A 13611-nucleotide genomic window follows, 5' to 3' on the forward strand; every position below is an offset into this window, starting at 1 on the left:
TAAGCCTCACATCTAATCCGTCTGAATTTTAAACTTCTTTCCAAATTTATTCATAACCTATTCACATTTAGCTTTTACACTAAGATTATTCATAAAAAGAGAGAAGTGATTTCATGAAGAAAAAAATTGATTTTTATTTTGTTGGTATTATTTGTATAGCTATTTTTGTTAATTTTTATGGTATTTGGAATGATGCAACGGTTAATCCTTATTATACAGCAGCCGTTACAAGTATGGTACAAAATTTCCATAATTTCTTTTATGCCTCCTTTGATCCAGCAGGCTTCATTACTGTAGACAAGCCACCTGTTGCTTTTTGGCTTCAGGCGATTAGCGCTAAAATATTCGGCGTTCATGGCTTTAGTGTCATTTTACCGCAAGCACTTGCTGGCGTTGGCTCCGTTATCCTTTTATATATCCTAATTCGGCCGCGCTTCGGAAAATGGGCGGCCCGTATTTCGGCACTTCTACTTGCGCTAACTCCAATCGCGGTAGCCGTTTCCAGAACAAATAACGTTGATGCCGTCCTCGTTTTCTTCCTAATGCTTGGTGCGCTCTTTCTATTCAAAGCTGTTAGGCGCGGAAAACTTGGCTGGTTGCTGCTCGCTTTCGTCATGATTGGGGTTGGCTTTAACGTCAAAATGTTGCAGGCGTACATGGTACTTCCTGCTTTCGTAGTTTTTTATTTACTCGCTACTAACATTTCTTGGAAAAAAAAGGCGGTCCATTTGGCGCTATCTCTCGTCCTCATGCTCGGTGTATCCGTTTCGTGGGCGATTATTGTTGACCAAACAAGTGCGTCGAGTCGTCCTTACATTGGAAGCAGTCAGACGAACTCCGTCCTAGAACTTGCTTTCGGCTACAATGGCGTGGAACGTTTACTTGGGCAGGAAACCGGCACAGGAACCGGCGGCGGTGGCCCGTCTACTAGCAGTTACGGCTTGCAAGGCGGCGCACCTAGCGGACAAAATGATGGCAGCCAGTCGTTCGGCGATGGCAATTCAACCGGCATGCCTAGCCCCCCTTCTGGACAAAACGGTGGCGGACAAGGCGGTTCAAAAATGATGGGTAGCGGCGGTATGTTTGGCACAGGCGAAAAAGGTCCGCTACGGCTCTTCCAAACGGCCTTAGGCGACCAAATTAGTTGGTTCTTGCCGCTAGCACTCTTTGGCATACTTGCGATTTTCATTGCGTGTCGTCGTGAAAACGCAAAATGGTTTCACTTATCAGATGCCCAAAAGGAAATGGTTTTCTGGGCAGCTTGGCTTCTTCCAGTTGCCGGATTTTTCAGCGTAGCTGGTTTCTTCCATCATTATTATTTGATTATGCTCGCTCCTCCAATTGCGGCGTTAGCTGGCGCAGGGCTAGTCGCTCTTTTCCAACTATATCGCGAGCAGCAAAATTGGCAATCCTTTTTACTCCCAAGTGCCATTACTTTAACTGGTTTCTTGCAAGCCTTCTTCGTCTTTCAGTATAGCGCGCCATTTGCCATTGGGATTGCCCTTCTCGTAGCAGCGATTTCGCTTTTCCTCGTGTTATATCGCAAAGAATCGAAAGGTCTTACCGCAAAAATCACAGCGCTCGGACTGGCAATTTTACTAGCGGCACCAACCTATTGGTCGCTCACGCCTTTAATTTACGGTGGCAATAGTTCGCTTCCTGAAACAGGACCACAACTCGCAACTTCAAGCGGCGGCGGTTTCGCAGATGCTTCTGTGGACACTGGTTTAATCGCGTATTTAGAAGAAAACAATACCGGCGAAACATATTTATTCGGCACGACAGACGCGACAACAGCAGGCCCTTACATCATTAAAACGCAAAAAGCCGTCATGGCGATGGGTGGCTTTAACGGGACCGACCCGACGCTCACCGTAAGCGAACTGAAAACGATGGTTAAAAACGGCGAAATAAAATACTTTTACCTTCCAAGTAATAGTAAAGCAGCCGACTCAGACGTCATTAATTGGATTCAAGAAAATGGAACCGCAATTGATTCCAGCGAGTATAGTTCTGAAACAGACGCAAATTCGTCGGCCACTACAAGTGCTTTCGGAGCACAGGGCATGAATGGAACTGGAAATGGAACGCTTTATTTATTGAAATAGGAAAGGAAGATGATGTGAAATGACCAATCTAATCGAGCTTTCAGTAGTCATTCCAGTCTACAATGAAGAAGAAGTTTTAATAAGCAGCTACGAACGTCTAACGGCCGTCATGCGGGGTCTAACGCCTAATTTTGAACTGATTTTTGTGAATGACGGCAGCCAAGATAACACACGCCGCATTTTAGATGACCTCCAGGAACTAGATATGCACGTTCGAGTGATTCATTTTTCGCGGAACTTTGGCCATCAAATTGCGATTACCGCGGGTGCTCGTTATGCAAGTGGCGCAGCCGTTGTAGTGATTGACGCCGATTTGCAAGACCCACCGGAACTCATTCCCGCAATGGTAGAAAAATGGCGCGCAGGCTACCAAGTTGTCTATGCGAAACGTTTAGTCCGTAAAGGTGAATCGTTTTTCAAAAAATTTAGTGCCAAAGTGTTCTACCGGATCCTTGAAAAGCTGTCCGATACCCCGATCCCTGTTGATACTGGCGACTTTCGGCTAATGGATGCGAAGGTGTGCAGGGCGCTTCGGCAGTTGGAGGAGAAAAATCCGTTCGTCCGCGGTCAGGTGAGCTGGCTCGGGTTCAAGCAAACGGAGGTCGAATACGAGCGCGATGAGCGGCTTTACGGTGAAACGAAGTATCCGCTCAAGAAAATGATTAAGCTTTCGCTTGACGGCATTACTTCTTTCTCTTATTTGCCTCTAAAACTCGCAACTTATTTAGGCGTAACGGTTGCCACATGCGGCTTCCTCTACATGATTGTCGTCCTCTTTCAAAAACTCTTTACCACCATGACGGTGCCTGGCTGGGCGTCTATCGTCATCATTCAGCTCATCTTTTTCGGCATCGTCCTCCTCGTCCTTGGTATGATTGGCGAATACATTGGCCGCATGTACGAAGAAACGCGGCACCGCCCGCTTTACGTGGTGGACGAGGCAAACGGCTTTGAGGCAAGCCATTTATACGCACTGAAAGAACAGATCAAATAAAATGAACCGCCCGAAAATCGGGCGGTTCATTTATTTAGTTAGGCCATAAACTAGGATTATGATAGTAGGCATCTAAATCCGCGCTAAACCATCTTCCATTTAATACAGTGTGGACAATTTTACTTTTAGCTGCTTCTGAAATGCTTGTGTCCGCTTCAATGCGTTCAATAATAGCTTGATTCGTATCCGTTTCTTTCTCCATTTTAATTTGCGCATGATTGTCATTCGCATCGAGAAGTAAACTAGCTTGATTTTGTTTGCTCCATTTTGTCCAGTTCGTCAAATCATCACCGTTTGGATTACCATCATGCAAGAAGTTTTTAAGATACGCTCTGAATTCCCCTTGCAACTCTTTCGCTCCAGGTAGTTGATACGATTCCGTAATCGTAGATAAGTACGTTTGATTGTTGCTATCCAAGAAAGGAATAAACACGCCGTGAAATGCCCCCACCAAACTCATATCTGTTGTCGTTTTAAGATTTGTTCCAAAAGGCATTTTCGTGTTATAAATATCACCTTTATAATGTTCACTTAGTTTTTCTGCTGACAGCTCTGTGTTAAACAAGGCATACATATCGCTACCATATTGTTTCGCAAAGTTAAATTCGGCTAGTTTTTCCTGATTTTTTGGAATATCACCATTTGCTAGGCTTTCAGCAAAATAAGGATCTCCCATTGCGAAAAAGGAAAATTCACTTGTCCCTGACAACATCATTAATGGCACATCATTATATTCTTTCGTGTCAAAACCATTTTTAGGTAACACAGCTCCGTCCGTATAAAGATGCGGGAAAGCGCTCATGCGAATAGAGGCATTGCCCATCAATTTGCTTAATCGTTCCGCTGATAAACCGTATAAATAGTCCCGCACTTCTTTCTTATCTTGTTGTAACCACGTATAAGCTTCTTCCGTTGTCTTTTTGACACCATCTTCTACAACAAGTGGCGCGATTGCCTTCGCAAAAACTTTCACGCTATCTTCTGGATCTGCCACTGTCATACCACCACTAAAAGCAATGGCTTTTTGATATTTCCCGTCAAAAACAGGCGAAGTTAACGACGCCATAACATCTCTTCCTCCTGCTGAAAAGCCGGAAAATGTAATGTTTTTGGGATCCCCGCCAAAAGCTGTAATATTTTCCTTCACCCAGTCTAATGATTTCGCCATATCAAGTAACGCGTAGTTGCCAGAATCCTCTAACTTGTTGCCTGTATGTAAAGCTGGGAGAGGATTAAATCCTAATGCTCCAAGACGATAATCTACTGAGATAAAAATCGCATTTAAATCCTTTACAAAAGCTTCACCACTAATTTCCGTAGCGCTCCCGCCTTGATTGTTCCCACCGTGAATGTAAACCATAACAGGTAAATTTTGCTCTTTTGTGTTAGGTCGGTAAATATTCAGACGCAAACTTGATTCGCTTCCTGTCACACCATCTTGAGAAGTTTGAATAAACATCTCACTATCCTTGGTTGCATCTAACGTGCCTTTGTATTTCTTAGGATTTTCTGGTTTTTTCCAGCGCAATTCATCAACAGGTGCCTTGGCATAAGGTACTCCTTTCCAAATTAAAACGTTTTCATTTTTACTCTGATAACCTTTTACTTTTCCATATTTTGTAGTTTCTAGCACCCCTTGTTTATACGTTAATCCTGTTTGTGCTTCCGATTGGCTAGTTCCACACCCTGCTAAAGCAAATAAACAACCTACTAAAACTAACATAATCCACTTTTTCATAGTTCCACTCCTTTTTTATGAATATATAATAAAAACCTGAAACAAAAATACACAAAAAAGCTGCGTATCATTGTTTCAGGTTATGCCCATAAGGTTACATTCCTTAACAAGAATATATATATAAATTTAATATAGCACGTATTCTGATGAAAGCAAGAGTAAGCATACAAAATTTTCTAAAAAGACATATTTTTTTATTTTCTTGTGTGTTTTACACATTTACTTCTTAATTTATACGCTTTCTATTATAAATTCGCTTGATACTCTTTTAATTTCTCTGTATAACGTTTCCCCTCTTTTCTAAAAAATAATTCGCCTAAAATGGCAATGACAATTAATCCGACCGCAATTATTGCTGTAACCGCAATCCATAAACTGACCCACTGGAGTGATAATGTAAGTAACGCTAGCGCACTAATCTTAACAAGCCCTATAAGGATAATAGCAAAGATGATTAGCCGGATAAAGGTGCGACTTTTTCTTTTATTATTAAACAAAATGGACCACAAACACGAAATTAATAGTGCTAACACAAGTCCTTGTAACACAAAGGTGAACGGGATTTTATAATCAAAATCTGTGTTGTAAATGGCACCGAACAAGACGCCTGTCACCATATAGAGGATAATAAATCCTGCAAAAATCATGGCTGCAAAATTTTTCATTGGCAATATATAAGCCATTATTTTGTTCATTATAGACCAATCCTTTCTTTTAATTGCCGAGCATACTGCCTCGAAACAATTAATTTTTCTCCATTTGTTAGGGAAACTTCTAATCTACCGTTAAAATCTGGGCGAAGAGCTGAGATATGCGAAATGTTTAAAATTTGGGACTTGGCGCTGCGAAAAAGACTGCTATCCGGGAATCGTTCCTCAATTTCATATAATTTTAATGCCGTTTCATACGTCTCTTCCGCTGTATAAACAAAGCTTTTTCGGTCAACAGATTCCACATATAATATATCTAGCAATTCAAGTAAATATGTTTTGCCACCGAGTTTCCCACTAATTTCTTGTCCCAAACTTCTAAGCAGTCTTGCAGCTCGTCGTACTTCGGCATCTTCGTAAGGACAACGTATTTCAGCTCGAACTGCCTTAAAACCTTCTCGGATATCCACTTCCATCATTCTACCTCCTCACTTCATACGCCAATTATAATCGAAAAACATTCTATTTGATAGGCAACTTACGCAATCAAACATACAAGTTGTGAAAACTTAGAAGTTCAAACCTTTTACGCATGTGAGCGCACAAAAAATGCCCAGAAGTTTTTGACGACTCCTAGGCCATTTTCTAGCGTAACTTATGTATTTTCCCTAACAAAATCGTTTATTTCTGGCTATTTGATGAACCAGGTTTAACTATGTAATAATTCTTAATACAAAAGAAGAGCGTGGTCAAAATCCCTACAAACATTACTACGGTCCCGATTAGACTATTCCAAAAGAAAGATAAAATTAACAGGGCTAGAACAATTCCAAATAAAAGAAGAGCCGTCGGATTTGTCTGTATTTCTACCGATTCCCCTGCAGCAACTTTCACTCCTTTACTTCCGAAAAAACCTTGATTAGCATTTACTTCGGCTGAATCTCCTTGTATGTCTACTTCTACCTCTTCATTGTGTTTTAACGATTTCACCTTTTGTTGATTTACTTTTAAGGCGACTTTAGTTGCCGCTCCCATAAAACCGGTGTTTCTTTTTACTGTTATTTTCATTTTCTAATTCAACTTCCCTCTTCGCCGCATCTCACCATATGTCAAAAATATCATTCGGTAATCATTCAGCTCATTATTATTTTTAAATCATTCCAGTATTAAGTGTAGCATATGTAAAACTAACATTCTGTGTCCATTATGTGAATTTTTCAGTTTATTACTCTCCTGAAATCAAGAAAAAGAGGATGCGTATTATACGTATCCTCTTTCACGCGTTAATAAAGCAACTCTAAAAAGTCCGCTTTTGTGATGTTGCCAAAATATTTTTGAATGTCTAAATCAGCAAGCGCCGTTTCAAGTTCCTCTTTTTTATAGGTAACACCTTTTAGACGTTCTTCAATATCGGATACGTTTAAAACGCCGAAGAAGTCACCGAAAATTTTGATGTCGGAAATGATGCCCTTATTGACATTCAGACGAATATCGACAGAACCTACCGGGAAGCGTTTTGTTCGCTCCAAATCAAACTTAGGAGATTTTCCGTAGTTCCAATCCCAATTGGCGTAGCGCTCTTTTGAAATTTCGTGAATGCGCGTCCAGTCGGCGTCAGTCAGCTTGTATTCTTTCACATCGGATACGTTTTCCACGTCAAAAATGTAAAGAAGTAATAAATCGCGAAACTCCTCCGTGGTCATCTTTTTATCCAAAAAATCAGCAATATTTGCAACTCGGCTGCGCACGGATTTGATTCCTTTTGACGTCAGCTTATCTTTGCGCGGTTTGAGCGAAGCCGCCACATCATCGAGGTTTAAGTCGTACATGAGCGTGCCGTGCGAGAACATCTTTCCTTTTGTCGCGAACTGCGCATTTCCAGACACTTTGAAACCGTCAATTAGCAGGTCATTTCGCCCCTTTAACTCCGCATTTACGCCAAGTTTTTTGAGCGCCTCAACAATCGGCTGAGTGAATTTCGCGAAGTTGTGGAAAGAATCGCCATCATCTTCTGTAATAAAGCTGAAATTTAGATTTCCTTCATCATGATAAACGGCGCCACCGCCTGATAAGCGCCGCACAACGATAACTCCTTCTTTTTCGATATATTCCGTATTGATTTCCTCAATCGTATTTTGGTTCCGTCCAATGATAACAGACGGCTTATTAATATAAAACAGCAGCACTGGCTCGTCTAAATTGAGCTCCGTTAAAATAAATTCTTCGACCGCAAGATTGATGCGTGGATCTTTTTCATCCTTGTTATCAATAAAATACACGTTTCTTACCCCTTTTTATATATGAATTTTTAAACCTTTTTCAGCCAATTTCGTGTCGCCGGAAAAAACCGATTCCGCTTCATTTTTCAGCTCTTCTAAATTTCCTTTTTGTGGCAGGTGGCTCAGCAGCAACATTTTAACGCCCGCTTCTTGCGCCACTTTCCCCGCTTCAACGCTCGCCATGTGCACCTTCGACTTCCCAGCCATATCCTGATAGAAATTTGTGTCCGTAATGAGCAAATCAGCATCCTTTGCAAATGGAATAAACGCCTCTTGATACGCACTGTCCGCCGTATAAACCAGCACTTTCCCATTCGCTTCAAAACGCATCGCATAACACGGAACTGGATGAATTGTTTTTAAAAAGCGAATTTGGAATGGCCCAACTTTAAGTTCCTCATTCGCCCGGTATTCATGTGCTTTTGAGACGCCTTCCATATCTAAATACGAATAGCCACGTGCGTCTTCCTTATGCGCATAAATCGGCAAAACAGGCGGTTTATTTTCCATATCCGAAAGTAGGCGGACATGTTGTAAAATACCAACATCGGCCACATGATCTGGGTGGAAATGTGAAATGATGACCGCATCCAAATCATTTGGATGGATGTCATTTTGCATAATTGAAACAGCGCTTGCTCCGACGTCAATTAATAGATGAAAGTCACCTTCTGATAGCAAATAACTACTTGTCCCATCATTCGCTAGCGGATACCCGCCCCAGTGACCAAAAACAGTAAGTTCCATATGTTTTTCACCCTCTCTTCAACATAATTCCATGATACAACACTTCGTTTTTAAACCAAAGTAATAGGCTTTGTGCTGTTGTTTCAATCCGCATTGCCCCGCCTTTATATTTATGTTATTCTTTAAGCTTAAATGAAAAGAAAGAGGTGATAACATGAATTTTTATAATCGCATAAAAATCATGGTTCCACCGTTTCCCTGTGAAGGATGTTTTTTTCCCAGATTATAATTAAATTAGGAGTTTAATAATGGAAAAAAACATCGAAAAAAGTAAAAAAATAAATTTAGCTCTATTAGTCTGCCTAGTAGGCTTTCCACAAATAAGCGAAACAATCTATACACCTTCACTAACAGAAATCGCGCATGGTTATGGTGTCCAATTAAATATCGCACAAATGACGTTAAGCATTTACTTTGTAGCTTTTGCGTTAGGCGTTTTCTTTTGGGGAATCGGTTCAGATTATTTTGGTCGAAGAAAAGCAATGAATTTAGGTATAGTGATTTATGTTGTAGGGTGCATACTATGTGTGTTATCTAAAAATATTGAATGGTTATTTGTAGGTCGTTTTATACAAGCATTTGGTGCAAGTACAGGTTCTGTAACTACACAAACAATTTTACGAGATAATTATGAAGGCACGGAACGCCATCAGTTATTTGCTAAAATTTCAGCCGCTTTAGCCTTCTCACCAGCAATTGGCCCCTTGATTGGTGGCTATCTTGGTGAATTTTATGGATTCCGATTCGTTTTTTTATTTCTAGTCGTCATGGGCATGCTTTTATTATTTTGGAGTCTTAAAGGATTGCCAGAAACTGTCCGTCTTTCCTCAGAAAAAAGGAATGCCAAGCAAATTTTTTCAATAGGTATAACAATGTTGTTAGATCGATATACGCTAGCATTTGGCGTTCTAATAGGAATCTTTAATGGGCTGCTTTTTAGCTATCACACCGAAGCACCCACAATCTTTATTGAAAAGTTTCACTTTACTCAAAGTCAATACGGACTTATGGGATGTGTAGTCGCTTCAGCAGCCATTTTAGGTGCATGGCAATCCAATAAATTATTGAAAAAGAAAGCACCGCATGCCATTATTCAAAACGGCATTAAATTATCATTAATAGGTAGCCTATTCCTTTCTTTCATTTCACTTTTAGTTTTACCTTTATTTTTGCAAGTGCTTGTTTATATAATAGGTATTTTCATCATTCTTACAGGAATTGGAATGGCCTTACCAAACTGTTTAAGCCTAGCATTAGTTAAATTTTCTGATGTAGCTGGTACAGCTGGGGCATTTTTAAGTTTAGGCTACTACAGTATTGTAAGCATCTGTACATTTTTAATTAGTATTTTTCACACCGGCTCTATCCTTGTATTTCCTTTATTTTGTGTATTGCTTTTACTCATTTCCATGATTTGCACCAAATTCGCAAAATAAAATGAGTCGCTAAAAACAAAAAGCATAAATCTAGTAATACTACCATCTAAAGAAATGGTTCTTACTGGATTTATGCTTCTTTTCATTCAAAATATTTACTTTTAAGTTCTGGAGTTAATTTTTGCGTATTCGTTAGTTCGCCAACTGCTACGAAGCGTTTTGTTGTTTCGGTTGGCTTATCACACGTAATGAGTGTGATGCGATTGTCTCCGGCATCGTCCAGTACGCTGACATTTGTTTCATCAATGATTTTCGTCGATGTGATTTTATATTCATAAAGTGAATTTAAATCGGTTAAATAAACTTTAGCACCTTCTTTTACATCCATTAGCGGACCAAAAAGCATCGACTCATTGCGCATATGGTGCCCTGCAAGTGGATAATTCCCTTTGCCCATTTGTTGATCAGGAAGCATTGTCGTTGCACCAGCAAGCAAGTTCGCCGTATTCGTCCCTTTTAATACCATTAGTTGGATATCGACAGACGGAATCGCAACGGAACCAACAACCGCGTCTTTATCATAGTTCGCTGCTCCTTCAACAACATTTTTCATAGAAGGAAGTTGCACACTATCATAATCAAATGTTGCCTCTTTTTTATTATTATCATCTAAAGTTTGGGCCGAATAGTTCGTAATGTCATCATGACCACTTAAATATTTCACGATGCCACTTTTTATAAATGGTGAGAAAATAAGTAGTAAGCCAAGAACTAAAATAATAATTGCAATAATTTTCTTTGCCATAACCTTCCTCCTCCTTCTTTGCTTTTCTATTATATAGTAGCAACCGCGTCACAGCAAATTAAAATTCAATGAAAACCGTTGTTTTCTGATAAATTCTTCACTTTTCCCGAAACATACGGATTTCCACCCACAATAAACCTTAGGGGAAAATGCTTCGCCAATTTTTTATTTGGGAGGCCAATTCTCTCGGTCGCAACAATTTGAACTGGCCGCTTACCTTCTTCAAGCCAAATGTTGCTATCAAACAGCGTTTTACCATAGTCCTGCATCGAAAAAGCCATCGCCTGTGTCAATTTGCCAGGCCCGTTCGAAATATCAAAACCTGTTTTTCCGCCGCGATTTATCTCCATTTCAGGGAGGGCAGTAAGCGGCGCTACAGCGCGAATCAAAACGGCTTCTGGAATGCCTGCTTCCATCGTAATGAAATTCAGCAAAACTTGGCGATGCATTTGGTACATGTAAATCGCGCCTGCTTGTCTGAACATGACTTCCGTGCGTTTTGTGCGCCGTTTCCGAAAACTGTGCGCCGCCTGGTCAGTTTCGCCTAAATAAGCCTCGGTCTCGACGATTAAGCTTTCGTATTTCACGCCGCACTTATCGTGTACGAGTTTCGCCCCTAGTAAATCTCGCGCCACTTCAATTGTAGTCTTTTTCTCAAAAAATTTTTCTGTTAGTTTCAATGGTTTTCCTCGTTTTTCTTCTATAATAACCGATGTTGCGTATTTTTTTCTAGTCATCCATCTCAAGACCCATGTGTTATGTTTTCCCTTTTGTTAAAATTATGTTAAGATTATGTTGGTGCAGGCTTTGTATTTTATATGCGAAACCCTGCTTTTTTTCATCAAAATCTAAAAATTACTAGATAGTAAATAGAGTGTAGGAGAGGTGTAATATGAAGGATGGGAAAGGAAAAATCCTGACTTTTCTAAGCAAAAATTATGGATTTTTTATTCTAGCCGTCGTTCTATTTTGGCTAAAATCAGTCATTGCCTATGAAACGCAATTTAACCTTGGTATTGAAAATGCAATGCAACAATTTTTATTGATCATTAATCCGCTCAGTACGGCTGTCTTCTTTATGGGACTGGCACTATTTGCAAAAGGTCGACGTTCTTTTATTTGGATTATCGTGATCGATTTCCTTTTGACTTTTATTCTTTTTGCAAATATGGTTTACTACCGTTTCTTCTCGGACTTTATCACGCTTCCGAACTTAAATCCGAAGCAAATGCAAAATATGGGTGACATGGGTGGAAGTATTCTTGCCTTACTAAACTGGACGGATATTTTATTCTTTGTCGATGTACTCATTTTGATTGCCTTGCTAGTTTTCGGTATCGTTCGTCCAAATAAAGAAGCGCGCATTCGTGCAAGAAAAGTGGTTGGCGTTCTGACGCTTGGTGTTGCGATGTTCTTCGCCAATCTCGGTCTAGCCGAAATTGATCGTCCGCAACTTTTAACGCGAACATTTGACCGTAATTATATTGTGAAATACCTAGGAATGACTAATTACCAAATCTACGATGCTGTGAAAAGCACTGAATCACAAACGCAAAAAGCGCTTGCTGACTCTAGTGACGTCAATGAAGTACTTAATTATACGAAATCAAAATATGCGGCACCGAACATGGAATATTTTGGTAAAGCAAAAGGTAAAAATGTTATTTATATCCATCTAGAAAGTTTCCAACAATTTTTAATCAACTATAAATTAAATGGTGAAGAAGTAACGCCGTTTATTAACTCCTTCTTTAAGGATGAAAACACGCTTAGCTTTACAAACTTCTTCCATCAAACGGGGCAAGGCAAAACGGCTGACGCCGAAATGATGCTTGAGAACTCCCTTTACGGCTTATCTCAAGGGTCCGCCTTTACAACAAAAGGTTCGAATACATTCCAATCAGCTCCGGGGATTTTAGCGAACTATGGCTATGATTCGGCTGTGTTCCACGGAAATTATAAGAGTTTCTGGAATCGCGATGAAGTGTACAAGCACTTTGGCTACAACCATTTCTTTGATGCAAGTTATTACGATATGAATGAAAATGATGTTTCGAATTACGGCTTGAAAGATAAACCGTTCTTTAAAGAATCTGAGCCATATATTGAGACGCTTAAACAGCCATTTTATGCGAAGTTCATTACTTTAACGAACCACTTCCCTTATCCGATTAATGAAGATGAGGCAAGTATTGCGCCAGCTACGACAGGCGATTCTTCGGTAGATACTTACTTCCAAACGGCTCGCTACTTAGATGAATCTGTGAAATCGTTTGTCACTTATCTAAAAGAAACAGGGCTATACGATAATTCTGTCATTGTTATGTACGGTGACCATTACGGAATTTCCGATAACCACGCTTCTGCGATGACGCAAATTTTAGGGAAAGATTATAATTCTTTTGAGAATGCTCAAGCGCAGCGCGTGCCATTCATGGTTCACGTTCCAGGCGTAAAAGGCGGCGTTCAAACGCAGTACGGCGGCGAAATCGATGTACTTCCTACGATGCTCCACTTGCTAGGTATTGACACAAAAGATTACCTACAAATGGGAACAGATTTACTTTCGAAAGATCATAAAGAACTCGTACCGTTTAGAAATGGTGATTTTATTAGCCCAACTTATTCTTTAATTGGTGGGAAATATTACGACCAAACAACGGGCGAACAAATTGAAACAGAAACGAAGGAAATGGAAGCAACAAAAGATACGGTCGCAAAAGAACTACAACTTTCCGATTCTGTCTTGCAGGGCGACCTACTAAGATTCTACACACCAGACGGCTTCAAAAAAGTCGACCCATCAAAATACAACTACAATAAAAAGAAACCAGACAGCGACGACACGTCTGAAACAACAAAATAAATAATCTGGACCACTCATTTTACGAGTGGTCCAAATTTATAAACTTAA

Annotated in this window: 12 protein-coding genes; 4 read left to right on the forward strand and 8 right to left on the reverse strand. The window is 40.1% G+C overall.

Annotated elements, in window-relative coordinates; genetic code table 11:
* Positions 1-113: 113 nt before the first annotated feature.
* Both CFT42_RS02795 and CFT42_RS02800 read left to right on the forward strand, forming a co-directional pair.
* Positions 114-2108 (forward strand): glycosyltransferase family 39 protein, encoded by a 1995-nt coding sequence (locus tag CFT42_RS02795; RefSeq protein WP_088815327.1) that lies wholly within the window; start codon positions 114-116, stop codon positions 2106-2108.
* Positions 2109-2127: 19 nt separating this feature from the next.
* Positions 2128-3102, forward strand: a complete 975-nt coding sequence (locus CFT42_RS02800) for a glycosyltransferase family 2 protein (RefSeq protein WP_088809124.1) — start codon at positions 2128-2130, stop codon at positions 3100-3102.
* A 34-nt stretch (positions 3103-3136) separates the two neighbouring features.
* Here CFT42_RS02800 and CFT42_RS02805 read toward each other — a convergent pair whose 3' ends face one another.
* The 6 genes from CFT42_RS02805 to CFT42_RS02830 form a co-directional block, all read right to left on the reverse strand.
* Complete coding sequence (locus tag CFT42_RS02805; RefSeq protein ID WP_088815328.1) at positions 3137-4840, reverse strand: carboxylesterase family protein; 1704 nt, start codon at positions 4838-4840, stop codon at positions 3137-3139.
* A 245-nt stretch (positions 4841-5085) separates the two neighbouring features.
* On the reverse strand, positions 5086-5535 hold the full coding sequence (locus CFT42_RS02810) for a hypothetical protein (protein ID WP_088809126.1): 450 nt from the start codon (positions 5533-5535) through the stop codon (positions 5086-5088).
* Complete coding sequence (locus CFT42_RS02815) at positions 5535-5969, reverse strand: LytTR family DNA-binding domain-containing protein (protein ID WP_088815329.1); 435 nt, start codon at positions 5967-5969, stop codon at positions 5535-5537. Before CFT42_RS02815 ends, CFT42_RS02810 begins: the two co-directional genes overlap by 1 nt.
* Before the next feature lie 202 nt (positions 5970-6171).
* The gene (locus tag CFT42_RS02820) at positions 6172-6558 is read right to left on the reverse strand and encodes a hypothetical protein (RefSeq protein ID WP_088809128.1); all 387 of its coding nucleotides are present in this window, start codon (positions 6556-6558) and stop codon (positions 6172-6174) included.
* A gap of 215 nt (positions 6559-6773) precedes the next feature.
* Positions 6774-7769 carry a lipoate--protein ligase gene (lplA, locus tag CFT42_RS02825; RefSeq protein WP_088809129.1) on the reverse strand — a complete coding sequence of 332 codons (996 nt, stop codon included), beginning with the start codon at positions 7767-7769 and terminating at the stop codon, positions 6774-6776.
* A gap of 15 nt (positions 7770-7784) precedes the next feature.
* Positions 7785-8516, reverse strand: coding sequence for an MBL fold metallo-hydrolase (locus CFT42_RS02830; RefSeq protein ID WP_088809130.1), 732 nt, complete (start codon positions 8514-8516; stop codon positions 7785-7787).
* Positions 8517-8764: 248 nt separating this feature from the next.
* Here CFT42_RS02830 and CFT42_RS02835 point away from each other — a divergent pair, with 248 nt between their 5' ends.
* Positions 8765-9952 (forward strand): multidrug effflux MFS transporter, encoded by a 1188-nt coding sequence (locus tag CFT42_RS02835; protein ID WP_088815330.1) that lies wholly within the window; start codon positions 8765-8767, stop codon positions 9950-9952.
* An 82-nt stretch (positions 9953-10034) separates the two neighbouring features.
* On the opposite strand, the gene CFT42_RS02840 is transcribed toward CFT42_RS02835, so the two are convergent.
* Both CFT42_RS02840 and CFT42_RS02845 read right to left on the reverse strand, forming a co-directional pair.
* The gene (locus CFT42_RS02840) at positions 10035-10697 is read right to left on the reverse strand and encodes a class A sortase (RefSeq protein ID WP_088809132.1); all 663 of its coding nucleotides are present in this window, start codon (positions 10695-10697) and stop codon (positions 10035-10037) included.
* 65 nt (positions 10698-10762) lie between these two features.
* Positions 10763-11377, reverse strand: coding sequence for a DNA-3-methyladenine glycosylase (locus CFT42_RS02845; protein ID WP_088815331.1), 615 nt, complete (start codon positions 11375-11377; stop codon positions 10763-10765).
* A gap of 212 nt (positions 11378-11589) precedes the next feature.
* Between CFT42_RS02845 and ltaS the strand changes: the two genes are divergently transcribed.
* The gene (ltaS, locus tag CFT42_RS02850; protein ID WP_088815332.1) at positions 11590-13563 is read left to right on the forward strand and encodes a lipoteichoic acid synthase; all 1974 of its coding nucleotides are present in this window, start codon (positions 11590-11592) and stop codon (positions 13561-13563) included.
* The last annotated feature ends 48 nt before the right edge of the window (positions 13564-13611 follow it).

Origin of the sequence: Listeria goaensis (genome assembly GCF_900186125.1) — a bacterium.
Lineage (GTDB): Bacteria > Bacillota > Bacilli > Lactobacillales > Listeriaceae > Listeria > Listeria goaensis.